Source organism: Bacillus sp. TH17 (genome assembly GCF_016651125.1).
Taxonomy (GTDB): domain Bacteria; phylum Bacillota; class Bacilli; order Bacillales; family Bacillaceae_G; genus Bacillus_A; species Bacillus_A mycoides.
The window spans coordinates 4247245-4271586 of record NZ_JAEKEN010000001.1 but is presented as its reverse complement, the minus strand read 5'-3'; the positions used below and the strand labels follow the sequence as shown (position 1 = coordinate 4271586).

Below are 24342 nucleotides of genomic sequence, written 5' to 3'. Positions count from 1 at the left end.
GAAGTTGCACTTATAGCGGAGATCAGAAATATAAAAGGAGGTAATAGTAATGACTATTGAATGGGTAAAAGAAGGCAATTACGAAGATATTATTTATTCAACATACAATGGCATCGCAAAGATTTCGATTAACCGCCCTGAAGTACATAATGCATTCCGTCCTAAAACGGTAATGGAGTTAATCAATGCTTTTGCACACGCTCGTGATGATGCAAATGTTGGCGTTATCATTTTAACAGGTGAAGGTGGACGTGCATTCTGTTCTGGCGGCGACCAAAAAGTTCGCGGTCATGGTGGCTATGTAGGTGACGACCAAATCCCACGTTTAAACGTATTAGACTTACAACGTCTAATTCGCGCAATCCCTAAACCGGTTATCGCAATGGTAGCAGGTTATGCAATCGGTGGTGGACACGTACTTCATATCGTATGTGACTTAACAATCGCTGCAGACAACGCTGTATTCGGACAAACAGGTCCTAAAGTAGGAAGCTTTGACGGTGGATACGGAGCTGGTTATTTAGCTCGTATGGTAGGCCATAAGAAAGCTCGTGAAATTTGGTACCTATGCCGTCAATATAGTGCACAAGAAGCACTTGATATGGGCTTAGTAAACACAGTAGTACCATTAGAAGAACTTGAAGCAGAAACAGTACAATGGTCACAAGAAATTTTAGCAAACAGCCCAATGGCACTTCGTTTCCTAAAAGCTGCATTCAACGCAGACACAGACGGTTTAGCTGGTATTCAACAACTAGCTGGAGACGCAACGTTATTGTACTACACAACTGACGAAGCAAAAGAAGGCCGCGACGCGTTCAAAGAAAAACGCACTCCGGACTTCGGTCAATTCCCTCGTTTCCCGTGATCAAACCAAAAGCGGAAGCGGCTCGCTTAGAATGTGAGGGGGATGGAGCTTCTGACAGAGAGGCGCTTTTTGCCTCGTAGGAAGAAGTGAAGCCACCGAACATTCTAGCCGCTGTAGCTGGATGAAACCAAAAGCGGAAGCAGCTCGTTCAGAACAAGAGGGCGTTGGAACTCCTGAAAAAGAGGCGCTTTTTGCCTCGCAGGAAGGCGTGAAACGACCGACTGTTCTAGCTGCTGTAGCTGGATGTTTTAAAAGCGGAGCCGACTGTTTATCCCCGTAGGCTAAGGTTCTTTCGCACAGAAAGTGTTTTTTACTTTCTCGTGCGGAAGGTTCTTAGACGGAAGGGGCTAGGAGGCGCAGCTGGATGTGATGAAAAGCGGAAGCAGCTCGCACACAATGTGAGACGCAACCAAAAGATCACACCGGAAACAAAACAACTAAGAGACTTGATGTCATATCAGGTCTCTTTCTTTCATGAAAGGAGAATGAGTGATGGAGACGATGCCGAATTGGTTAATGCAACGTGCATTTTTAACACCTGATCGCACTGCAATTGAAATTGAAGAGGAGAAGGTTACTTTCGTGCAGCTGCATGAAAAAGTAGTATCTGTTTGTGAACACCTTTCACATGTAGGAGTGAAGCGGGCGCAAAAGGTGGCTGTTCTGATGAAAAATGGTATGGAGATGATTACAGTTATTCACGCCCTATCTTACATAGGTGCAGTAGCTGTGCTTTTAAATACGCGTCTTTCAAGAGAAGAGCTACTTTGGCAAATGGATGATGCGGAAGTTGTTTGTTTAGTGACGGATCAAGAGTTTGAGACGGAAAATGTTCCAGTATGTTCATTTGCTGAAGTGATGCAAGGACCGAAGGCGGAAGCATTTATACAAGAAGAATTCTCTTTAGAAGAAGCGATGACAATTATTTATACGTCAGGGACGACAGGGAAACCGAAAGGCGTTGTTTTAACGTACGGTAACCACTGGGCAAGTGCAGTCGGTTCTTCGCTTAATTTAGGGCTTCGTGATGATGATTGTTGGTTAGCTTGTATGCCAATGTTCCACGTTGGCGGGTTATCTCTTTTAATGAAAAATATTATGTACGGTATGCGCATTTTACTCGTTCCAAAATATGATGCTAATTTTATTCATAAAGCACTTCAAACGAGAGGCGTTACGATTATTTCTGTCGTTTCTAAAATGCTAACAGATTTATTAGAACGACTTGGCGAAGGTACATATCCATCTTCTTTACGATGCATGTTACTTGGGGGAGGACCAGCACCGAAGCCGTTATTAGAAACATGTGTGGAAAAAGGAATTCCTGTGTATCAAACGTACGGTATGACAGAAACATCATCGCAAATTTGTACGTTAACAGCAGATTACATGTTAACGAAAGTAGGATCAGCCGGAAAACCACTATTTCAGTGTCAGCTTCGTATTGAAAAAGACGGCGTAGTTGTGCCGCCCCGTGCTGAAGGAGAAATTGTAGTAAAAGGACCGAACGTAACAGGTGGCTACTTTAACCGTGAAGATGCGACGCATGAGGCGATCAGAAATGGATGGCTTCATACTGGTGACCTCGGTTATTTAGATGAGGAAGGATTTTTATACGTATTAGATCGACGCAGTGATTTAATTATTTCTGGCGGAGAAAATATATATCCAGCTCAAATTGAAGAAATATTGCTCTCTCATCCGGCGGTAGTAGAAGCGGGTGTTGTCGGTATGGCTGACGAAAGTTGGGGACAAGTACCAGCTGCTTTTGTTGTAAAAAGTGGAGACGTAACAGAAGAAGAAATTCTTCGTTTTTGCGAAGAGAAATTAGCGAAATATAAAGTGCCGAAGAAAGCATGTTTCTTAGAGGAATTACCACGAAATGCTTCGAAGAAATTGTTAAGACGAGAGTTAAGACAATTAGTGGAGGAGATGTAGGTGGAAATAAAAAAAGCGACACTTTATATAACGGAAATGCCGCTCATTATCCCGTTTGCGGCAAGTTACGGGACTTATGAAAAGCGTGAAAGTATCGTCATTGAATTAGAAGATACAGATGGATACATTGGTTTTGGTGAAGTCGTTGCATTTTCTGAACCGTGGTATACGGAAGAAACGGTGAAGACAGCGCTGCATGTACTTCAGGATTTTTTATTACCAGATTTATTGAAAGCTGAAATCTCTCATCCGAATGAAGTACCGTCTTTGTTCCAACATATAAAGAGAAACCGAATGGCAAAGGCCGGAATTGAAGGTGCTGTTTGGGATTTATATGCGAATCGTCAAAAGCAGTCGTTAGCGATATTGCTTGGCGGAAATAGGTCTGAAATTGAAGTCGGCGTTGTGATTGGGATCAATACGATTCCGGTTATGCTAAAACAAATCGAGAAGTACGCGGAAGAAGGATACGAGCGCTTTAAAGTGAAAATAAAGCCAGAACATGATTACGAATTACTGAAAGAAATTCGTAAAGAGTTTCCGAATATCCCGTTAATGGCTGATGCAAATTCAGCTTATACATTAGCGGATACGGAGAAGTTGAAACGACTAGATGAATTTAGGCTTATGATGATTGAACAACCGTTAGCGGATTATGATTTTCTTGATCATGCACAGTTGCAAAAGAAAATTGAAACACCGATTTGTTTAGATGAAAGCATCCATAGTTTAGAAGACGCACGTGTTGCGATTACGCTTGGCAGTTGCCGCGTCGTTAATATTAAACCAGGGCGAGTGGGCGGATTAACAGAGTCCGTTCAAATCCATAATTATTGTATGGAGCATAACATACCAGTTTGGTGCGGTGGCATGGTAGAAATGGGGATTTCACGAGCTCAAAATGTTGCACTCGCTTCATTGCCAAACTTTACGATTCCTGGAGATATATCTGCTTCTAGTAGACATTGGGAGAGGGATATTATTTCACCGGAAGTGATGCTTGAAGGCGGAAAAGTAAGGGTACCGCAAAGTATTGAACGTGAGTATGAAGTAGATCGAGGCAGGTTGGAAGAAATAACAAAGCAGCGGATTATTTTTGAGCGATGAATGGGAGCTTTTATTAGTACTGACTACCTGCAAATAGCGGGATGATTTTGTCGTTAATTTTCGGTAAGTCGATATATTTAAAAAATCGCCGATATAATTTCATTTATCAAGGTTACTCTTACGGGTAGCCTTTTCTTAGTGTACAAATTGGATAGACTAGTTTAAAATCGAGCGTATGAAAACAGAATAAAGTAGGGGGACTAAAATGAAGCGCATTTCAATTTTAATAGCTGATGATGAAGCGGAAATTGCTGATTTAATTGAGATACATTTAGAAAAAGAGGGTTACCACGTCGTTAAAGCAGCTGATGGAGAAGAAGCCATGCATATTATTCAAACGCAGCCAATTGACTTAGTGGTTTTAGATATTATGATGCCGAAAATGGATGGATATGAAGTGACGAGGCAGATTCGCGGCAAGCACCACATGCCAATCATTTTCTTAAGTGCGAAAACATCTGATTTTGATAAAGTGACAGGTCTTGTATTAGGCGCAGATGATTATATGACGAAACCTTTTACACCGATTGAATTAGTTGCACGTGTAAATGCACAACTGCGTAGATTTCTTACGTTAAATCAGCCGAAAGTAGCGGAGAATAAATCTGCTTTAGAAATAGGCGGAGTCGCTATTGATCCTGAGCGAAGAACAGTAAATGTGTACGGAGAGCCAATTGAATTAACACCAAAAGAATTTGATATTTTATATGTATTAGCAAGTCATCCGAAGAAAGTGTACAGTGTGGAAAATATTTTTCAGCAAGTATGGGCTGAAGGGTATTACGAAAGTGGAAATACAGTTATGGTACATATCCGTACTTTGCGAAAAAAGCTTGGGGAAGATAAAAGAAAGGATAAGTTAATAAAAACAGTGTGGGGGGTAGGTTATACTTTCAATGGCTAAAACGATGAGAAGCTTTCGCTCGAAGATGATTATGCTATTTGCGTTAAGTATGATATTAGCTGGTGGCGTAACGTATTTGATTTATGAGGGGCTACGTCTCTATTATAAATTAGCAGTTCGTTATGAGGATCCTTTAGCCCAATTTCGTTCAATGGTAAGACAAATTGGGGACATTAATTTCTTTTTAATTGTATTTATTCCTCTGTCCATTATGTTTTTCTTCTTTCTTACTAGACCGTATTTAAAATATTTTGATGAGATTTCGAACGGGATTCATCATCTTGCGAACGGAGATTTTTCAAATCAAGTTCGTGTTTCATCAAATGATGAGTTTGGATATATCGCACGCGAAATTAATGTAGCAAGTGAAAAATTAAAAGAAGCGGTTGAACGAGGAGACTTTGCGGAAAGTAGTAAAGATCAGCTTATTGTCAACTTAGCTCATGATTTAAGAACGCCGCTAACATCTGTTTTAGGGTATTTAGATTTAATTCTTAAAGATGAGAATTTGACGAAGGAACAAATTAAACATTTTTCCACAATTGCTTTTACGAAATCCGAAAGGCTTGAAATCTTAATTGATGAATTATTTGAAATAACGAGAATGAATTATGGCATGTTGCAAATTGAAAAAAGACCAATTGATATAAGTGAATTACTTATACAGTTAGATGAAGAATTATATCCGTTATTAGAAAAAAAAGGTTTAGAAGCGAGATTGAATATGGATTCGCATTTACCTATTAACGGTGACGGGAAATTGTTAGCTCGAGTATTTGAAAATCTTTTAACGAATGCGATTCGCTATGGATACGATGGAAAGTTTGTTGATGTGAACGGATATATTGATCATGAAGAGGTAGTTGTACAAATTATTAATTACGGAGATAGCATTCCAGAAGAGGATTTACCATATTTATTTGATATGTTTTATACAGGTGATAAGGCGAGGTCAGAGCAACAGGGCGGAACAGGCCTTGGGCTATTTATCGCAAAAAATATTATCGAACAGCATGATGGGACAATCTCTGCTGAAAGTAACGTAATTAGAACGATATTTGAAGTGAGATTACCAAAAGAAGAGAGCAAAGCAATTTAATAAAAATTTAAACTTTACCCCACTTTTTATTTTAATAGTTTTTTCTATTCTATACGTAAGTCACGTTAAGGGGGAACTAGAAATGAAAAAGTGGGTATTTATTTCTCTTTTTATAGTATGTACAGCATGTGTAGGCTTTTATATATCACCAGTATTTCAAAAGGAGATCGATGTTAAAATTGCAGAAAAAGATTACAAAGTAAAAGCCGCGAACACTGAAAAGATAGAGGTTACAGAGGAACAAATTTATAAAGGTGATCTATTATTAGTTAATAAAGATTATCCGGTTAAAAAAGATAGTGTTAGGTCCGATATTGTCAATGTAAATCACAATAGTGAATTAGTAAGAGGCTATGTAATATTTGATAGAAATCTTCGCTTATCAGAGGGTGTTGTAAAAAAGTTTTTGAACGTTGTCGATGCAGCTGGGAAAGATGGAGTACAGCATTTCTTAATGAGTAGCGGTTACCGAGATTTTCAAGAACAAAGTAAATTATATAAAGAAATGGGATCGGATTATGCACTTCCAGCAGGATATAGTGAACATAATTTAGGGTTATCACTCGACGTTGGGTCTACTCAAAAGAAAATGGAGAAAGCTCCTGAAGGAAAATGGATTGAAGAGAACGTATGGAAGCACGGATTTGTTTTACGTTATCCGAAAAATAAAAGTGATATTACGGGCATTCAATATGAGCCGTGGCACATACGTTATGTCGGCTTACCACATAGCGCAATTATGCAAAAAAAGAAGATTACGTTAGAGGAATATTTGGACTTCTTAAAAGAGGAAAAAGAAGTTTCAACTGAGGTTGAAGGTAAGAAATATACGGTTTCTTATTATAAAGTTTCAGATCGTATGAACGTGAATGTTCCAGTAAATAAGCAATATGAAATTTCGGGGAACAATATGGACGGGGTTATTGTGACGGTTCAAGAATAGAGAAAAAGGCTGGTCCGTTTTGGGTCAGTCTTTTGGCATATAAGAAATAGATTGCCGTTTTTTGTCGGTAAATCGATATTCCTTGTCGAATCATTGATATAATTTCCTGTACTATCAACATTTTGTGGATTGTTTTTTATTTACCATTAAACATTATAACGTTATATTTACTTTTATTTTTTTTCGTGATACTCTAAATATGTGGAAGAGATATAAAATGAAATTTTAATGTAAGCGTATTCTTATGGCTTCTTATAGAAAAGGGTGGAAATACAATGACAGAACGATTCGTGCTACGTAATGTGAAGCGTGTGAACGGGGAAGAGATTGACATTGTAGTTGAAAATAATAAAATCGCACAGGTGACGAAAGCTGGTGCTGGCGAGGGTGGAAAGGTTCTTGATTACTCAGGTACTTACGTATCGAGTGGATGGATTGATTTGCACGTTCATGCTTTTCCAGAGTTTGATCCGTATGGCGATGAGGTAGATGAAATTGGCGTTAAGCAAGGGGTAACGACAATTGTTGATGCGGGAAGCTGCGGAGCTGATCGTATCGCAGATTTAGTACAAAGTAGAGAACAGGCAAAAACGAATTTATTTGCCTTTTTAAATATTTCTCGCATCGGTTTGAAACGAATTGATGAATTATCCAATATGGAATGGATAGATAAAGAGAAAGTAATAGATGCAGTAGAAAAGTATAAAGATGTAATCGTTGGATTAAAAGCGAGAATGAGTAAAAGTGTCGTTTGTGATAGCGGAATTGAACCGCTGCACGTAGCGCGTTCTTTATCTCGTGAAACATCATTACCGATTATGGTACATATCGGTTCAGCTCCTCCGCGTATAGAGGAAGTTGTACCTCTTTTAGAAAAAGATGATGTCATTACACATTACTTAAACGGGAAAGAAAATAATTTATTTGATGAAGAAGGAAAACCGATATCTGTGTTATTAGATGCAGTGAAACGCGGTGTTCATTTAGATGTTGGGCATGGTAATGCTAGTTTTTCTTTTAAAGTAGCAGAGGCAGCGAAGCGTTACGGCATTGCCCTTAATACGATTAGTACAGATATTTACCGGAAGAATCGTATACACGGTCCAGTTTACAGTATGGCTAACGTTCTTTCGAAATTCCTTTACTTAGGTTATCCGCTAGAAGAAGTAATTGATGCAGTTACGAAAAATGCGGCAGAGTGGCTGAAAAAACCAGAGCTTGGTCGTATTCAAGAAGGCGATATTGCAAACTTAACTTTATTTACGGTGAAAGATGAACCGATTACGTTAATTGATTCAGAAGGGGATCAGCGCATTGCTGAAATAAGAATTGATACGAAAGGGGTTGTAATCAATGGGTCATTCATTGAATGCTAAGTACGGATTAAAAAGAGTTATTAATGCGAGCGGTAGAATGAGTATTTTAGGTGTATCCGCTCCTACAGATACAGTTATGGATGCGATGAAACATGGTGGACAAAATTATGTAGAAATTGCTGATTTAGTAGATAAAGCGGGAGACCATATTGCGAGAATTCTAGATTCAGAGGCAGCAGTTGTTGTAAATTCAGCATCAAGCGGAATTGCGCTTTCTATCGCTGGTATCGTTACAGAAGGAAATCGCCGTAAAAGTGAAAGACTTCATCAAGAAGTAATCGCGAAAAACGAAGTGATTATGTTAAAAGGTCATAACGTTCAATACGGTGCTCCTGTTGAAACGATGATTTATTTAGGCGGCGGTAAGCTCGTTGAAGTAGGTTACGCAAATGAAGGGAAAGCGGAGCATATTGAAGATGCAATTGGCGAAAATACAGCAGCTATTCTTTATGTGAAATCGCATCATGCAGTGCAAAAAAATATGATTTCTGTTGAAGAAGCGTGGGAAGTAGCGCAGCGAAATAATGTACCACTTATCGTTGATGCAGCAGCAGAAGAAGATATTCAAAAATATGTGAAGTATTCAGACCTAGCCATTTATAGCGGTTCAAAGGCAATTGAAGGACCTACTTCTGGTATTGTCGGCGGGAAACGAAAATATATCGAGTGGCTGAAAGTGCAATTACATTGCAGTGGTAGAAGTATGAAAGTTGGGAAAGAAACAACTTTCGGTTTACTTCAAGCGCTTGATGAGTACGGAGTAAAAGAAGATAAGAGCGAACAAGAAAAAGAGTTGTTACAAGTACTTATGCCGCTGAAAGAGTTAAACGGTGTAAATGTAACGATCGTTCAAGATGAAGCTGGAAGAGCAATTTTTAGAGCGCGTATTCATATTAACGAGAACGAATTAAATAAAACTGCAAAAGATATTGTGACCGCGTTACGCGAAGGGGAAATCGCAATTTACACACGTGATTACGGAGTAAGACAAGGATTCTTTGATATCGATCCACGTCCACTTCAAGGTGATGACATACATGTAATTGAAGAAAAAATGAGAGAAATTGTAGGGGGAAACTAAAATGACAAACATTCAAAAACGTTTTTATAAAGGCCGCGTAGCATTAAATGTATTAGCGAACAATACCCGAAATGCGAAAGATATTTTTGAAGCGGCAGAAGGTTATGTAGTTGTTGGAGTGTTATCAAAAGATTATCCAACAGTAGAAGAAGCAGTTACAGCGATGAAAGCATACGGAAAAGAAATTGATGACGCTGTATCAATCGGACTAGGAGCAGGGGATAATCGCCAAGCGGCAGTTGTAGCTGAAATTGCGAAGCATTATCCTGGTAGTCATATTAACCAAGTGTTCCCTTCAGTAGGAGCGACGCGCGCAAATCTTGGCGGCAAAGATAGCTGGATTAATAGTTTAGTATCACCAACAGGAAAAGTAGGGTACGTAAATATTTCTACTGGTCCAATTAGTGCAGCTGGAGAAGAAAAAGCAATCGTTCCAATTAAAACAGCGATCGCACTTGTACGTGATATGGGCGGGAATTCATTGAAATACTTCCCAATGAAAGGTTTAGCGCATGAAGAAGAATATCGCGCTGTTGCGAAAGCATGTGCGGAAGAAGGATTTGCATTAGAGCCAACGGGCGGAATTGATAAAGAAAACTTTGAAACAATTGTACGTATTGCATTAGAAGCAAACGTAGAGCAAGTTATCCCGCATGTGTACTCTTCTATTATTGATAAAGAAACTGGCAATACGAAAACAGAAGATGTTCGTGAATTACTAGCGGTCGTGAAGAAGTTAGTTGATCAATATGCGTAAGAAAATTGCAGCATTCGGTGAAGTTATGATGCGCCTGCAAGTGCCAGGGTATGAATTGCTATCGCAAGCAAACTCATTAAATTACTCATTTTCAGGTACAGGTGTGAACGTTGCAGCAGCACTTTCTCATCTAGGGCATGAAGGGCTTCTTATTTCAACTTTACCGGAAAATTCGGTTGGAGATGCGGCGGTATCGCACATTCAAAAACTAGGCATTCAAGCACCGTTTATTTCAAGAGGCGGTAAATATGTTGGTATGTACTTTTTAGAAAATGGATTTGGAGCACGCGCAAGCCGCGTTACATATTCGAACCGATTAGAAAGTAGTTTCAATACGGCATGTGAAGAGATGTACCAATTTGAAGAAATCGCAAAAGAAATTGATATCGTTCATTTTTGCGGGATTACCCTTGCGATGAATGATACTGTGCGCCATCATATGAAATCTTTGGCGAAGGCAGTTAAAGAAAATGGAGGCACTGTTGTCTTTGATTGCAATTATCGTCCATCGCTTTGGGGAGAAGATGGATATAAACAGGCGAAACCGCATTATGAAGAAATGTTAGGGCTAGCTGATATTGTAATGATGAACGAAAAAGATGCAATGTTCGTTCTTGGAATGAAAACGGAAGAGACAGAGCGAGAAGCACAGCTTGTTGATCTTATTCCAAAAGTGGCTGAAATATATAATATTGCTACAATTGCTGGGACACATCGTTCTATTAATAGCGATAATACACACTCACTTCGCGGATTCATATGTAAAGATGGGACGTTCACTTTTGCCAAAACACTTACGTTTTCTGTATATGATAGAATAGGTGCTGGAGATGCTTATACGAGCGGAATTATTCATGGCGAGATAGAAGAGTTTGCACCAGAGAAAGCTGTTTCATTTGCGTCAGCAGCTGGAATGCTTGCACATACAATCGTCGGTGATACGCCAATGTCATCAGAGAAAGATATACTTCGGGCAATGACGGCATCAGTAGGTGATGTAGAAAGGTAGTGGGTGTAACGGTGAACGTAACGAGAAAAAGAGGTCCATTATATTTACAAATTAAAAATATTATTCGTGATCGAATATTACATGGTGTTTATGCCATTCATACAAATATTCCTTCTGAACCACAATTAGAAGAAGAGTTCAAAGTGAGTAAAATTACAGTGCGAAACGCAATTAAAGAACTCGTTCAAGAAGGATATTTAGAAAAGAAAAGTGGTAAAGGAACGAAAGTCATTCGAAATACTTCTGCGACAAAGCTTTCAAAGGGAAAGAAATTTACAGAAGTGTTAGTGGAAGAAGGCTATAAAGTACAAAAGAAATTGCTAAAGGCAGAAGTGGTTCATAATGAAGAAGGAACAGTACCATTTCGTTTGTTTGGTAAAGAGAGTTTTCGTATTGAGCGTCTATATGCTTTAAATGATACTCCGTACATTCATTATACGCACTATTTCTCAGCACAAATGGCAAGTACAGACTTAGCGGACTTTGACTTACAATCGCTTTATGATCTAGTCGAGGACCGTGGTATACATTTAGAAAACTTCAGAGATGAATTCGCTGTTGGATTTGCGCCTAATTTCGTTGCAGAAGCGTTAGGAGAAAAAGAGGGAACAGCGTTATTAAAACGTATGCGCTATTCTTACGATGAAGTTGGAGAAGTAATTGAATATAGTGAAGGCTACTACAATACGGAAATGCAGCATTACGTTGTAAATTATGATGTGTAAAAAGTGAAGAGGGACCAATTCCCTCTTTTTTTGTAAAAAAATTTCATATCGAAGGGGAATGGGATATGGATATATACTTATTAATCGTCACGTTAATTGCGATCGCAATTGTTATTTTAGGGGTATCATGGTGGAAATGGCATGCGTTTATTAGTCTAACAGTTGCTAGTCTATTTTTAGCTATTATGTCTGGGTTGAACTTGACCAAAATTGTTACTGCCTATGAAACTGGTGTTGGTAGTGTACTAGGGCATTTAGTTGGTATTTTGGCTCTCGGAACAATTTTAGGGAAAATGATGTCCGATTCAGGGGCTGGCATGCAAGTAGCAGATTTCTTCATTCGATTCTTCGGGGTGAAAAAATTACCTTGGGCAATGTTATTCGCCGGATTTGTTATAGGTATTCCAGTGTTTTTTGAAGTGGGAATCGTCATTTTATTACCACTTGTTATTTCAATTCGAAAAACAACGAAACAAAATATATTGTTAATTGCGTTACCTGTTATTGCTGGATTATCGATTGTACATGGGCTAGTGCCGCCGCATCCAGGTGCGATGACAGCAATCGGTATTTATAATGCGAATTTAGGAAAGGTACTATTGTATTCATTAATTATCGCGTTACCAACAGCAATTATCGCAGGACCGGTATTTGCAAAGTGGGTACATAAGAGGGTTATACCTGAAAATGAACCGGAGCTTGTTCGAGTTACGACAGTATCAACTGATTTACCGAGTCGTAAAGTTTCATTTTTTATTATTTTACTGCCAGTAGTTTTAATGATTTTATCAGTAGTCGCACCATATATTTCATTACCGAAAAAAATAACTGAATTTTTAGTATTTGTGGGAAGTCCGGTAATCGCTTTACTTATTTCATGTTTCGCAGCGTTTTATTTGCTTGGTATAAAGCAAGGAATTAATAAAAAGATGATTAAAAAATTAACAGATGAAAGTTTACTACCTGTCGGTTCCATTATTTTAATAATTGGTGCAGGCGGTGGATTTAAACAAATATTAATTGAAAGCGGCGTTGGAACAGCCATCGCTCAAATGGCAGAACATATTTCATTATCACCAATCGTCTTAGCGTTCATGGTAGCGGGATTAATCCGAATTGCAACAGGTTCAGCTACTGTAGCATTAACGACAGCAGCTGGAATTGTTTCACCGGTTATTCAGCACATGTCGGGTGTAAATTTAGAATTACTCGTTATTGCAACCGGTGCAGGTTCATTAATGTTTTCTCACGTAAATGATGCAGGATTCTGGCTTGTAAAAGAGTATTTAGGTTTGACAGTAAAAGAAACGTTTAAAACGTGGACGGTGATGGAGACATTGTTATCATTTATTGCATTCGGCTTTGCGCTTTTACTTAATATGTTTGTTTAGAAGAAGGGGGTGCCTATTTAAAGGTATCCTCTTTTTGTGTTGGGGCTCTTTTCATGAAACAAGCCCGTTTTTAGGAGTGCCAAGCTTCCGATTTGCCCTGAAAACATAATATAAATGGAATCCCCTCATTTAGAGCAAGTTGAACTTGTTATGAATGATACTAAAGGAGGAATAGAGTAATGAGCGAAAAGTGTGAACACAGACATGATGATTGTAACCGCAGACATGATGATTGCGACCGTAGACGTGGCTGCGGCGGCGGTTTTGCGCTTCTAATCGTATTGTTTATTTTATTAATTATCATCGGTGCTAGCTGCTTCGGCGGAGGCGGCGGTGGTTGTGGTTACGGCGGTTATGGTGGATATGGCGGCGGCTATGGTGGATACTGCTAATTATTAAAAACTATTGGAAATAGCCTTGTGCAATATGCACAAGGCTATTTTATTCATATTTTTATATGCTGTGATAATTTATTAATGTACAGAGAGCGGATTAAGAAAAAGAAAATAATCTCGATAATCCCGAAAAAGGTGAGTACAATCAGTAACTCTTTTAGTAACGAGAAAGAAAACATGCTTTGTAAAAACTTAACCGCAAATAACGTGTGAACACCAGCAACGATGTAAGGAACGAAAAATAAAATTCCTAACTGAATCGTTGCGGAGCGAAACATTTCTGATTCAGTTAAGCCCAGTTTTGTAATGGTAATGTACTTCTGTTTTTCATTCGTTAAGTCGTTATACATACGGAAGTATAAAACGCTAGCCGCTCCGATAAAGAAGATAAAGCCAAGAAATGCCCAAATAAAGAATTGAGCAACTGCATTTTCTTTATTATGGAGTAACTCATCAGTAGCTGTATAAATATTAAAAGGGACGGGAGATGCATGCTTATCATCTTTATGTGCCTCATAATATTTTTCGGTGTCATTACTAATACTTTTTAATATATTTTTCGTTGGAATAATTGCATTTTCCCAATTATCCACGAAGTAGTTATAAACTGTAATGGTTTCAATATGAGGAATCATAGTATCGATTGCATAATCTTGCATAATAACTAAATTTGCTAATGCAAATGGTGGTGCTATTCCTTTGTTAATAAATCCCTTTATATAAAACTCCTTTTTATTGGATTCAAGCGTAATTGTATTTTGTTTTACAAATGGATTTGATACAAGGTTTAATAGCTCTGGTGAATAGCCAGAAATAATGTAAACTTCTTTTGAATCAAGGGTGATTGTAGGTCTCTTTAACTGCTTAGCAATTTCGTTATAATCACTCATTTTCATAATTGCAATCTCTTCTTTTGAAGCATTATCTTTTAAAAGCGTAAATTTATATTTTTTATATTGAAAATGAGCATTGGAAAGTTCGGATTCAATAGTATTAACGTGCTTTCGTTCAAGGGAATGATCCCCTTCTAATTTGTATGTGAAGGGAATAGGATATCGCTCTAGTATCGACGCTTTTGTATTATTATTCGCAGCAAATAGTCCGATAATAATCGTAAATGCAAGCGCAGATAGCATAGAAACGATAAAGAGTACATTAATATTACTACGGGTACGAGCAACTAAGTCTGAAATCCATAACATGTTTATTTGTTTCAAATAAAACTTTCTACGTTTCTTTAAAATATAGATAAGAAGAAGAAATGTTTGTGAAAAGAAAAAATATGTTCCGACTACTACGAGTGGCAAAATAGATAATATAATAAAGAAGACAGATCCGTTTTGCACATTTTTTTCGGTTACGTAGCCTTGTGGATAACCAGCAATATAATAACATAACCCTAAACAAGTTAAAGCAAATATCGAAATGAGTATAGACGGCCTTTTTTCGGCTGTCACTTTCTTGTTACCTTTAATAAGATGGACTGTTTTACGAGTCCGAATAAACATAGGTGTAAATGTAGAAACGATTAAAAATAAAATGATAAACGTTACGGTTGTCACGATAATCGCTTCTGTTGGCCAATATAAATAGAGACCTTTCGCACTTGTTAATTTTGAAGTGACTAATAAGAAAAAATTAGAGAACACTAGGCCACCTTGTATACCGATAAAGATGGACAATATCCCGATTATCATGTTTTCAGTAAATAACAGTCTTTTTAATTGTTTCTGTGAGATACCGAGAATCGTGAGTATCCCGAATTGCTGCTTCCGTACATTTAAAAATGTTCCAATTGAATATAAGAGAAAGAAGAACGAGAACATAACAATCACAAGCTGTGCTGTACTCGCTAAGTTCATTAGAGGATCCCGTTCTTGAAAGCTTTGTACATTTTGTAAGCGTGGATGATACGCGTATACAGTAAATGAAAAGAAAACCATAATAGAAAAAGCACTACTTACAAAATAAGCAAAATATGCTTTAGAATTACGCGAGACATTTTTAAATGCAAATTGCCAAAACGTCATCCACGCCTTCCTCCTAATAATGCTAAAACATCTAATATTTCTTGATAAAATTTCTCGCGATATAGTCCGCGGTGTAATTCATTGTAAAGCCCACCATCTTTAATGAAAATAACGCGGTTACAATAACTTGCTGCAAACGGATCATGAGTAACCATTAAAATTGTGGCATCCTCTTCTTTATTTAATTTCGTAAATAGCTCCATTACATCAATTGCTGCTTTAGAATCTAAGTTTCCTGTCGGTTCATCGGCAAGTAGAAGTGACGGATGATGAATAACAGCGCGTGCTACCGCGGTACGCTGTGCTTGTCCTCCAGAAACTTCAAAAATACGCTTGTCCAAAATATGATCAATTCCAAGTTTCTTTGAAATGTTATCGAGCTTTTCGTCCATTTCTTTTAAAGGAACATTATCTAAAGTTAAAGGCAGTACGATATTTTCACCGATTGTTAGTGTATCTAATAGGTTAAAGTTTTGGAAAACAAACCCTAACTCTTGGCGGCGGAAAATAGCTAGTTTCTCTCTACGAAATGTGTGCGGTTTTTTTCCATTAATCACGACATCACCAGAAGTAGGGGAGTCAATTGTAGAGATAACGTTTAAAAATGTAGATTTACCGCTACCAGATGGTCCCATGATAGCAACAAATTCTCCTTTATCTACATGTAAATTTATATTTTTTAAAGCAGTATGAGGGACTTTTCCTTCATACACTTTTGAGACGTTTTTTATGTGTAATACTTCTTCCATAATAATCACCTTTCTATTTTTAAAACTTAATATGTTGTGATAATTTTTGCATATAAAAGGAACGAATTAAAAGGAAAAAGATAATTTCAACCGTTCCAAAGATTACAAGTACAACTGTAATCTCAGCGAATAATGATAGATGTAATATCTCTTGTAACATCTTTGTCGCAAACATCGTATGGATCGATGCCATAATGTAAGGAACAAAGAAAAGAATCGCAAGTTGAATTGTAGCGGATTGCTTCATTTCGACTTCTGTTAAACCGATTTTTGTAATCGTTATATACTTTTCTTGCTCATTTGTTAAATCTGTATACATACGGAAGTAAAGAACACTGCCAGCTCCGATAAAGAAAATAACACCTAGGAAAGTACCAATTAAGAAAAACGAAGCAACATTTAATTTTGTTTTGTATAGAGAATCGCTTGCTTCACTTGCATGAAACGGTGGATGTTCTGCCTGAATAGCTGCATTGTCATTATCAATTTTTGTTATAAATGCTGAACCGATATTATGTGCCTTTTCCCAATCTGGAACTTTGAAGCTATATAGACTCATCTGTTTTGAAGCGGTTGATAAGGCTTCTACATTTTCATCAGATAATACGAGAAGTTGTGATATTAAGCTATTCGGGAAAGGGTTATAACTTTTATATTCTTTCACTTGTAGCTGTAAAGAGTTTTGAGTAAGTGTCAGAGTATTTCTCTTTTCTTGATCAAAAACTGTTCCAATGAATTGATCATCTATGTCTTTAATAAGGATATAAGACTCATTATTACTTACGGTGAGCGTTTCCAAATTTAATGCTTTAGCAAGTATATTATAGTCACTTTGTTTAATTGCATAATAGAGCTGCGCGTTATCTTCTGCCGAAGACACTTCATATATATCCGTTTTAAATTTCTTATAAGCAAACTGCTCTTCGTTAAATTTTTGTTCTAACCAATTTAAATGTTCATCGGCAAGCGTATTTTCAGTATGTGATAAATAAGTAAACGGGAAAGGATTTTGCCTTATTTCATCAAACTTTGTGAATTTCCCAAACCCATATAAGAATGTAATCATTGTGAAAGCGAGTGTCGATAACATCGTCACGATAAAGAGCATGTTAATATTTGTCCGAATCCGAGTTGCTAAATCAGAAACCCAAAGCATATTAATACGTTTCATATAAAATTTTCTTCTCGTCTTTAATATGCGAATGAGTAAGAAGCTAATTTGTGAGAAGAAAAAATATGTCCCAGCTGCAGCAAGTGATGGGATGACAAATATACAGGAGGCAGCGTACAAAAGCCCAGCGATATCTCCTAGTGACATAAAATATAGTGGGTTTGCTGTTAAAACATATCCAGATATTAAACATATCGCACCAAAGAGAGAGATGAGTACAGATGCTTTTCTTTCTTTTTGTTTTGTTCCTTCTTTTAAAAGACGTACAGCTTTTCTCGTACGGATTAGCATCGGTGTAAAAGATGATACGAGAATGAAGAGTCCAAGAAAGATAATTATAGTTAAAACGATAGCAGCTGTAGGCCACCAATATAAATATAAACCAGGCACATGCGTAATTTTGGCGGTAACTAATAAAAAGAACTGTGAAAAGACAAGGCCAAATTGAATGCCGAAAAATATGGATAGGCCACCAATTAGCATGTTTTCTAGAAATACGAGCCTCTTTAATTGCTTTGGAGATATGCCAAGTACTGTTAAAATCCCGAACTGTTTTTTTCGTACTTTTAAGAAAGTACCGATTGAATATAGTAAAAAGAAAAATGAAAAGAATACAATGACAACTTCTGAGATTGTCATTAATATGTTCAGAGCAGCATTCACGCCTGTCATATGCAATTTAGGATGAAATAAATAAACTGCAAACGAGAAGAAAATTGCAATGGAAAACGCACTGCTTATAAAATAGGCGAAATAAGCTCTAGCGTTCCGCGTTACGTTTTTAAATGCAAACTGCCAAAATGTCATTCACCTAAACCTCCTAATAGAGCGAAGATGAAAAGAGTATGAGAGATACTCTTTTCATAAAGTTTGTTTTAAATATTTTGCCCATTCGTATACTGTGATAATTTTTGCATATAAAGCGAACGAATGAATAAGAAAAATAGGATTTCAACGACTCCAAAAATAATAAGAACAGCTGAAATTTCTTTGAACAAAGATAAACCAATTACATCTTGAAGCATTTTTGTTGCGAACATTGTATGAATGGACGCCATAACGTACGGAACGAAAAATAAAATGCTAAGTTGAATGGTTGCAGATTTTTTCATCTCTGCATCTGTTACACCAATTTTTGAAATTGCTACATATTTTTCTTGTTCGTTCGTTAAATCTGTATACATTCTGAAGTAAAGAACGCTACCTGCTCCAATAAAGAAAATGACACCTAAGAATGTCCCGATTAGGAAGTATGCGGCACTTCCTGATGTTATTCTATATAGTGACCCTGCCGATTCAAAGGAGCGAATAAGAGGTCCTTTGTACTGGGATTTATCTCGATCTTTTTGCACCTTTTCTATAAAATCATCTGCAATTTTATACGTTTTTTCCCAGTTTTGTACTTTATAATTGTACGCTGATACATGTTTAGTTGTATTGGGGAAATTTTCTACAACAGCATCAGGTAAAACTAACGTTTGATATGAAAAGGTAGATGGAATTGCATTCACATATTCATAGCCTTTTACTCGTAATTTCGTATTTGTGCTAGAGAGTGTAATGTAGTCTCTGTTGTAGCTTTGCTCAAACTCATTAAATATGGTGATATAAGATGTCCCTGTTAAAACATATGCTTCGTTATCATCCATGAATAGTTGTTTTAATTGTAAAGAATCCGCAAGTTTGTTATAGTCACTTTGCTTAATTGCATATACGTCATTATAAATGGCTATACCTTGATCTTCTTTTAATGGTGCTTCATATAAATCAGCGTTTATTTTCTCATAAGAGAAATTTTCCCTTTGTAATTGCTGCTCAAGCCAATTCAAGTGTTCTGCAACAAAAGGATTCGCATCATAAGAAAAATAAGAAATTGGAAAAGGTGAAGTTTTAGTAACCTCTAGTTTAATAAATTTCCCGAATCCATATAAAAACGTAATCATTGTAAAAGCGACGGTAGATAGCATGGCCACAATAAAAAGCATATTAATATTTGTTCGAATACGGTTTGCTAAATCAGATATCCAAAGCATATTTATCCGTTTCATATAAAATTTTCTTCTTTTTTTCAAAATATAAATAAGTGAAAAACTAATTTGCGAAAAGAAAAAATACGTTCCCATTGTAACAAACGTTGGGATTACGAAGATACTTGAAACCATGTATATAACACCTATTTGCGGGCTTACTGAGACAAAATATTTAGGATTTCCAGCTAAAGCATAGCCGCCTAATAAACAGATAGCACCAAATAAAGAAATAAATATGGATGGTTTTCTTTCTTTTTGTTTTCCACCATTTGTTTTTAAAAGGTGTACCGCTTTTTTTGTACGAATAAGCATTGGTGTGAATGCAGATACAATGATAAAAAGACTAAGAAAAACGATGGTCGTTAGAATGATTGCGTTAGTAGGCCCGTATAAATATATACCTGGTACGTGCGTAATTTTCGCTGTCACTAATAAGAAAAATTGCGAAAAAACAAACCCAAACTGTATGCCGAAAAAGATAGATAAAATACCAATTAACATATTTTCCGTAAAAACGAGACGATGTAATTGCTTTTTCGATATACCTAAAATGGTTAAAATCCCAAATTGTTTTTTACGAACTTTTAAAAATGATCCAATCGAATATAGTAAAAAGAAGAAAGAGAAGAAAACAATTACTACTTCTGAAAATATCATTAACCCTGAAATTTCAGAGATCATATTGAAGTTTTGTAATTTCGGATGAAATAAATAAACAGCAAAAGAAAAGAAAACAGCAATAGAGAAGGCACTGCTTATAAAGTAGGCAAAATAAGCTCTTGAGTTGCGCGTTACATTTTTAAATGCAAATTGCCAAAATGTCATAATATATGCCTCCCGTTAGCAGGCCGATATGTAGTTTTATTGCAAAAAATGTATGAGAGTGAGATCTCATACATTTTGCTAGCATATGTTACGATCATGCTTCGGTCACCTTCTCCGTATTTTCTGCTTGATTATTTGCAGCGTTGTGGAAGATGATTTTAATCGTCGTTCCTTTACCAACTTCAGAGTCTAGTTTCACAGAGTGACCTAAATAATCACAAATTTTACTTACAATATAAAGCCCCATACCAGTAGATTCTCCAAATGCACGACCGTTTTTTCCAGTGTAAAAAGGTTCAAATACTCTTCGAATATCTTCTTGCGGAATACCAACGCCTTCGTCACGAACTTCCAAAATAATATCTTTACCATTGCGATAAGCTGATAAGAAAACTTTCTTTCCGCGCTCACCAGAGTAGCGAACTGCATTTGTCATTAACTGATAAATAATGAACTTTAGCCATTTCGCATCAGAAGCAACTTTTAAATCTGAATGAACTTCTAAAACGGGGAAGACTCCGTTTCGAATGAATAGTTCTTTTAATCCGTTAATATTTTTTGTTACAGCATCTTTTAATGAAATCGTCTCAACATGGAAGTCCTCATGGAAGTTATTTAATCTTGCCATGTATAAAGCCATATCGAGCCCTTGATTTAATCGCTCTAGCTCTTTTTTGAATTTAGGGATTAAATGCTCATCTTCCATTTCAAGCACCATAAGCTGCATAACAGAAACAGGCGTTTTCATTTGATGTACCCAATGGTTAATAAATAATTGGTGTTCTTGCTGTTTTACTTCGAATGTTTGTAGGTCTTTTTGGAATAGGCGATATTGCGTACGAACGAGCTCGTTTACACTGTGGGGCATAGGAGCAGTCGCTCTTTCAATAAACGCATCTTCCATTTTCTCTGGTGGTTCACTTAATCTGTGGTACATTCTACGGTTACGAACGTAACGATAAGCGAGGAAACAGATGAATAAGTATAAGCTTAAAACGATGAAGTAAAACTTATTATTTTGAAATCCGTCTACTGCATCATAAAGAACGAAAATGATTCCGAAGTTTAATACATATAGTAGGAAAAATGCAAAATGATCACGTAAAAATAGCTTCATGTTTATTCACTCCAAGTTGCGTTAAAACGATACCCAAGTCCACGTACTGTTTCAATAGCATTTTCAATACCAAGCTCATTGAACTTTTTACGAAGACGCGTGATGTTTACGTTTAATGTATTTTCCTCAACGAAGCTTTCGTCGTCCCAAAGAGCGGCTAGTAAATCTTCACGACTCGCTGTACGCGGGAATTTAGATAATAGCATTTCTGCTAAAATTGCCTCTTTCTTCGTTAAAAGAACTTGCTCAGCGCCAAAATGAATTTCGGGACGCTCAGGGAATAGTTTTAGTCCTTCAACTTCAACGATACGTTCAGAAATATTTGGTGCATAATCACCGTAAATACGGCGTAATTGACCTTTGATTTTCGCCATTACAACGTCATAGTGGAACGGCTTCGTAATATAATCGTCCGCACCGCTTTCAATCGCCATAATTTGTTCCATTTCACCAGCACGTGCCGAAATGAAAATAATTGGACAAGTAGATTCATGACGGATTTGACGGCACCAGTAGAAGCCATCGAATTTTGGTAAGTTTACATCAAGTAAAACAAGATGTGGTTTCACGGCGTTAAACGATTCCATAATATCATCGAAGTTCTCTGCAACAACAGCATCATAGCCATATTTTTGAATGTGAGATTGTAATAATGATGAAATATTTGGATCGTCTTCAACGATTAAAATTTTATACATATGTATATTCCTCCTAAAAAAACAATTGTAGCTATAGTGTATCATGTGTTTCAAGTCTTTTCATTATGTTGAAATGAGAGCTATATAAATATAAAAGTTTAAAAGACGACATAGAACTTGTCTTTTTAGGGGAGAGAGAGGATCCAGCCATGCATAGAAGCGGTCAGAGCCTTTTTTGCCCCGTCCGAAGTAAAAACAAAGAAATCAAATGAATAGGCTTTCCTTTTTTGTTATACATAGCATAGTTGTGGCGTATTTATATGATGAAAGATTAAACAGGATTTATATAGTAAACAGTATGGGTCAAAAGTGGAAAAAGTAAAAAGGGCCTTATATATAATTGACAATTGACTGAAATCATTTTAACATTTAGATAAATATCTAAATTTCTAATTAGTGAAAGGAAGAAAGACATTGAATCAAGCATTCAAAGCATTAGCAGACCCAACAAGGCGAAAAATTTTAGATTTATTAAAAGAAGGCGATTTAACAGCTGGGGAAATTGCTGAACAGTTCAACATGACAAAGCCAAGTATTTCACACCACTTAAATGCACTTAAAAATGCTGAACTTATTCAAGATGAAAAAAGAGGGCAATTCGTTGTGTACTCTTTGAACACAACTGTCTTTCAAGATTTATTGACTTGGGTGTTTACATTTACAAATAAGGGGGAAGAGGGGAAATGAAAAAGCATCTTTTTGCAATTATATTAATTCTTATAACTTGTCTAGCTTGGGCGTTTGCTTGGCCACATTTGCCGGATACAATCGCGACACATTGGAGTGGTGGTAAGGTAGATGGTTATTCTTCTAAATTATATGGAATGATTTCTATGGTTGGAATTATGATTGCGTTATATGTATTTCTAAATGTGATACCAAAGATTGATCCAAGGAAAGCAAATTACGAGAAATTTTCTAAAGCTTTTATGATGATGAATAACGGGATACTATTGCTACTATTTGTAGGAAATATAGATATTATTACAAGTGGATTAGGATATAACTTATTCATTAATCGCATGCCTGAATTATTAGTTGGTATTCTATTCATAGTTATCGGAAACTATTTACCACAATGTAAACCAAATTACTTTGTAGGCATAAAAACACCGTGGACGTTAAGTAACGAAGAAGTATGGAGAAAAACACACCGTTTTAGTGGAAAGGTGTTTGTTGCATTAGGAATCATTATGATTTTAAGTGTTTTCGCGCCGGTAGCATGGAAATCTTTCGTAATGGCTGGAATTATTATTGGTGCAGTAGGACTAACGATGGGATATTCCTATGTTGCTTATAAGAAAGAGATAGGGGCTTAATATAAAATTTATGGGGGAGAGAGGATGAAAAGACACGTATTACCATGGAGTTTAATTATTGCAATTGCAATTGGCTGGTACATTGTATGGCCTTATTTACCGAAACAAATTCCACGTCATTATAATGCTGCAGGAATGGTAGATGGATATTTTTCTAAAGTAGAAGCGAGTTCAGTTTCAATAGGTAGTATGGTGTTGCTGTATTTGATATGGCTAGCTATGGGGTATATTGATGTAACGAAAGATAAGTATAAACAGCATGCTAAAGTCCTTTCTGCAATCCATTATGCAATTCTTTTGATAGGGTTCGGCTGTAATATATTTGCGCTATTAGCAGTGTCTAATTATATTGCATCGGGCTCCATTGCATTTAATTTCGGACTTGGAACATTGTTTTTAGTACTCGGCAATTATATGCAACAAACGAAGCCAAATGGCTTAGTAGGAATCCGGATGGACTGGACATTAGAAAATCCTGTAGTTTGGAGAAAAACACACAGATTTGCTTCGAAGGTATTTGTAATAGGTGCACTTTGTATATATGCTGGGGCGGTACTTCCAGATCCATTCAATATTTTTATGGGGATTGGAATAATATTAATATGCATCTTCATATCAACGATAAAGTCATATGCTATTTATAAAAAAGAAATGCAATTGTGAGCAATAAGGGATTGAACTGTACTAGTCAAATTTTATATTTATAGTTTCTATGTGTTAAGAAATTTTAATACTCAGTGGGGATAACGAAAAAGCTCGCTGAGTAAATTTTTTGCTTTTGGGTCTGAAAATTCAGTTAAAAAGATAGTT

Annotated in this window: 23 protein-coding genes; 17 read left to right on the top strand and 6 right to left on the bottom strand. The window is 36.7% G+C overall.

Annotation, left to right across the window (positions count from 1 at the left end; translation table 11 throughout):
• Window positions 1-49: 49 nt before the first annotated feature.
• The 14 genes from menB (at window position 50) to JFT95_RS21910 (ending at window position 13590) form a co-directional block, all read left to right on the top strand.
• Window positions 50-868, top strand: coding sequence for a 1,4-dihydroxy-2-naphthoyl-CoA synthase (menB, locus tag JFT95_RS21975; RefSeq protein ID WP_002089233.1), 819 nt, complete (start codon window positions 50-52; stop codon window positions 866-868).
• Window positions 869-989: 121 nt separating this feature from the next.
• On the top strand, window positions 990-1148 hold the full coding sequence (locus tag JFT95_RS21970; RefSeq protein WP_187770538.1) for a hypothetical protein: 159 nt from the start codon (window positions 990-992) through the stop codon (window positions 1146-1148).
• A 212-nt stretch (window positions 1149-1360) separates the two neighbouring features.
• A complete protein-coding gene (locus JFT95_RS21965) occupies window positions 1361-2806 on the top strand; it encodes an o-succinylbenzoate--CoA ligase (protein ID WP_201053261.1) in 1446 nt (481 codons plus the stop codon).
• Window positions 2807-3913, top strand: a complete 1107-nt coding sequence (gene menC, locus JFT95_RS21960; protein WP_201053260.1) for an o-succinylbenzoate synthase — start codon at window positions 2807-2809, stop codon at window positions 3911-3913.
• Window positions 3914-4118: 205 nt separating this feature from the next.
• Window positions 4119-4817: a response regulator transcription factor gene (locus tag JFT95_RS21955; protein WP_002015820.1), complete on the top strand. Its 699-nt coding sequence runs from the start codon at window positions 4119-4121 to the stop codon at window positions 4815-4817.
• Window positions 4810-5916 (top strand): HAMP domain-containing sensor histidine kinase, encoded by a 1107-nt coding sequence (locus tag JFT95_RS21950; protein ID WP_002164874.1) that lies wholly within the window; start codon window positions 4810-4812, stop codon window positions 5914-5916. The genes JFT95_RS21955 and JFT95_RS21950 overlap by 8 nt, the downstream gene beginning before the upstream one ends.
• An 82-nt stretch (window positions 5917-5998) precedes the next feature.
• Window positions 5999-6859, top strand: a complete 861-nt coding sequence (locus JFT95_RS21945) for a M15 family metallopeptidase (RefSeq protein ID WP_061688380.1) — start codon at window positions 5999-6001, stop codon at window positions 6857-6859.
• 275 nt (window positions 6860-7134) lie between these two features.
• Window positions 7135-8235, top strand: a complete 1101-nt coding sequence (locus JFT95_RS21940) for an amidohydrolase/deacetylase family metallohydrolase (RefSeq protein WP_016120965.1) — start codon at window positions 7135-7137, stop codon at window positions 8233-8235.
• Complete coding sequence (locus JFT95_RS21935; protein ID WP_201053259.1) at window positions 8213-9316, top strand: DgaE family pyridoxal phosphate-dependent ammonia lyase; 1104 nt, start codon at window positions 8213-8215, stop codon at window positions 9314-9316. Before JFT95_RS21940 ends, JFT95_RS21935 begins: the two co-directional genes overlap by 23 nt.
• 1 nt (window position 9317) lies before the next feature.
• The gene (gene dagF / locus JFT95_RS21930; RefSeq protein ID WP_002191030.1) at window positions 9318-10073 is read left to right on the top strand and encodes a 2-dehydro-3-deoxy-phosphogluconate aldolase; all 756 of its coding nucleotides are present in this window, start codon (window positions 9318-9320) and stop codon (window positions 10071-10073) included.
• A complete protein-coding gene (locus JFT95_RS21925; protein WP_201053258.1) occupies window positions 10066-11082 on the top strand; it encodes a sugar kinase in 1017 nt (338 codons plus the stop codon). The genes dagF and JFT95_RS21925 overlap by 8 nt, the downstream gene beginning before the upstream one ends.
• On the top strand, window positions 11082-11807 hold the full coding sequence (locus tag JFT95_RS21920; RefSeq protein ID WP_002015828.1) for a GntR family transcriptional regulator: 726 nt from the start codon (window positions 11082-11084) through the stop codon (window positions 11805-11807). The genes JFT95_RS21925 and JFT95_RS21920 overlap by 1 nt, the downstream gene beginning before the upstream one ends.
• Window positions 11808-11872: 65 nt before the next feature.
• On the top strand, window positions 11873-13198 hold the full coding sequence (gene gntP / locus JFT95_RS21915; protein ID WP_002129634.1) for a gluconate permease GntP: 1326 nt from the start codon (window positions 11873-11875) through the stop codon (window positions 13196-13198).
• 179 nt (window positions 13199-13377) lie between these two features.
• Complete coding sequence (locus JFT95_RS21910; RefSeq protein ID WP_002129632.1) at window positions 13378-13590, top strand: YjcZ family sporulation protein; 213 nt, start codon at window positions 13378-13380, stop codon at window positions 13588-13590.
• Between the two features lie 53 nt (window positions 13591-13643).
• On the opposite strand, the gene JFT95_RS21905 is transcribed toward JFT95_RS21910, so the two are convergent.
• The 6 genes from JFT95_RS21905 to JFT95_RS21880 form a co-directional block, all read right to left on the bottom strand.
• A complete protein-coding gene (locus JFT95_RS21905) occupies window positions 13644-15623 on the bottom strand; it encodes an FtsX-like permease family protein (RefSeq protein WP_000144926.1) in 1980 nt (659 codons plus the stop codon).
• Window positions 15620-16372, bottom strand: coding sequence for an ABC transporter ATP-binding protein (locus JFT95_RS21900; RefSeq protein ID WP_000393251.1), 753 nt, complete (start codon window positions 16370-16372; stop codon window positions 15620-15622). Before JFT95_RS21900 ends, JFT95_RS21905 begins: the two co-directional genes overlap by 4 nt.
• Window positions 16373-16391: 19 nt before the next feature.
• Entirely contained in the window at window positions 16392-18350 is a 1959-nt protein-coding gene (locus JFT95_RS21895; protein WP_201053256.1) for an FtsX-like permease family protein, read from the bottom strand.
• Between the two features lie 68 nt (window positions 18351-18418).
• Complete coding sequence (locus JFT95_RS21890; RefSeq protein ID WP_002167487.1) at window positions 18419-20398, bottom strand: FtsX-like permease family protein; 1980 nt, start codon at window positions 20396-20398, stop codon at window positions 18419-18421.
• Between the two features lie 94 nt (window positions 20399-20492).
• Window positions 20493-21515, bottom strand: a complete 1023-nt coding sequence (locus tag JFT95_RS21885) for a sensor histidine kinase (RefSeq protein ID WP_002167488.1) — start codon at window positions 21513-21515, stop codon at window positions 20493-20495.
• Window positions 21516-21517: 2 nt separating this feature from the next.
• The gene (locus JFT95_RS21880) at window positions 21518-22213 is read right to left on the bottom strand and encodes a response regulator transcription factor (RefSeq protein WP_000276730.1); all 696 of its coding nucleotides are present in this window, start codon (window positions 22211-22213) and stop codon (window positions 21518-21520) included.
• A gap of 414 nt (window positions 22214-22627) precedes the next feature.
• On the opposite strand from JFT95_RS21880, the gene JFT95_RS21875 reads away from it, so the two are divergent.
• Genes JFT95_RS21875 through JFT95_RS21865 form a run of 3 tightly spaced genes read left to right on the top strand, consistent with a single transcriptional unit; the run spans window position 22628 to window position 24195 of the window.
• Window positions 22628-22900, top strand: a complete 273-nt coding sequence (locus JFT95_RS21875) for an autorepressor SdpR family transcription factor (protein ID WP_001070538.1) — start codon at window positions 22628-22630, stop codon at window positions 22898-22900.
• Entirely contained in the window at window positions 22897-23532 is a 636-nt protein-coding gene (locus JFT95_RS21870; RefSeq protein WP_201053254.1) for an SdpI family protein, read from the top strand. Before JFT95_RS21875 ends, JFT95_RS21870 begins: the two co-directional genes overlap by 4 nt.
• Window positions 23533-23556: 24 nt before the next feature.
• Window positions 23557-24195 carry an SdpI family protein gene (locus JFT95_RS21865; protein WP_002034494.1) on the top strand — a complete coding sequence of 213 codons (639 nt, stop codon included), beginning with the start codon at window positions 23557-23559 and terminating at the stop codon, window positions 24193-24195.
• Window positions 24196-24342 lie beyond the last annotated feature (147 nt).

Excerpts from the sequence above, each read along its gene's own strand:
- JFT95_RS21890 (WP_002167487.1), bottom strand. The coding sequence starts at position 20,398 with ATGACATTTTGGCAATTTGCATTTAAAAATGTAACGCGCAACTCAAGA.
- menB (WP_002089233.1), top strand. The coding sequence starts at position 50 with ATGACTATTGAATGGGTAAAAGAAGGCAATTACGAAGATATTATTTAT.
- JFT95_RS21945 (WP_061688380.1), top strand. The coding sequence starts at position 5,999 with ATGAAAAAGTGGGTATTTATTTCTCTTTTTATAGTATGTACAGCATGT.
- JFT95_RS21925 (WP_201053258.1), top strand. The coding sequence starts at position 10,066 with ATGCGTAAGAAAATTGCAGCATTCGGTGAAGTTATGATGCGCCTGCAA.
- JFT95_RS21950 (WP_002164874.1), top strand. The coding sequence starts at position 4,810 with ATGGCTAAAACGATGAGAAGCTTTCGCTCGAAGATGATTATGCTATTT.
- JFT95_RS21865 (WP_002034494.1), top strand. The coding sequence starts at position 23,557 with ATGAAAAGACACGTATTACCATGGAGTTTAATTATTGCAATTGCAATT.
- JFT95_RS21885 (WP_002167488.1), bottom strand. The coding sequence starts at position 21,515 with ATGAAGCTATTTTTACGTGATCATTTTGCATTTTTCCTACTATATGTA.
- JFT95_RS21935 (WP_201053259.1), top strand. The coding sequence starts at position 8,213 with ATGGGTCATTCATTGAATGCTAAGTACGGATTAAAAAGAGTTATTAAT.
- JFT95_RS21900 (WP_000393251.1), bottom strand. The coding sequence starts at position 16,372 with ATGGAAGAAGTATTACACATAAAAAACGTCTCAAAAGTGTATGAAGGA.
- JFT95_RS21870 (WP_201053254.1), top strand. The coding sequence starts at position 22,897 with ATGAAAAAGCATCTTTTTGCAATTATATTAATTCTTATAACTTGTCTA.
- JFT95_RS21880 (WP_000276730.1), bottom strand. The coding sequence starts at position 22,213 with ATGTATAAAATTTTAATCGTTGAAGACGATCCAAATATTTCATCATTA.
- JFT95_RS21910 (WP_002129632.1), top strand. The coding sequence starts at position 13,378 with ATGAGCGAAAAGTGTGAACACAGACATGATGATTGTAACCGCAGACAT.
- dagF (WP_002191030.1), top strand. The coding sequence starts at position 9,318 with ATGACAAACATTCAAAAACGTTTTTATAAAGGCCGCGTAGCATTAAAT.
- JFT95_RS21905 (WP_000144926.1), bottom strand. The coding sequence starts at position 15,623 with ATGACGTTTTGGCAATTTGCATTTAAAAATGTCTCGCGTAATTCTAAA.
- JFT95_RS21965 (WP_201053261.1), top strand. The coding sequence starts at position 1,361 with ATGGAGACGATGCCGAATTGGTTAATGCAACGTGCATTTTTAACACCT.
- JFT95_RS21970 (WP_187770538.1), top strand. The coding sequence starts at position 990 with ATGAAACCAAAAGCGGAAGCAGCTCGTTCAGAACAAGAGGGCGTTGGA.
- JFT95_RS21895 (WP_201053256.1), bottom strand. The coding sequence starts at position 18,350 with ATGACATTTTGGCAGTTTGCATTTAAAAACGTAACGCGGAACGCTAGA.
- JFT95_RS21955 (WP_002015820.1), top strand. The coding sequence starts at position 4,119 with ATGAAGCGCATTTCAATTTTAATAGCTGATGATGAAGCGGAAATTGCT.
- JFT95_RS21940 (WP_016120965.1), top strand. The coding sequence starts at position 7,135 with ATGACAGAACGATTCGTGCTACGTAATGTGAAGCGTGTGAACGGGGAA.
- gntP (WP_002129634.1), top strand. The coding sequence starts at position 11,873 with ATGGATATATACTTATTAATCGTCACGTTAATTGCGATCGCAATTGTT.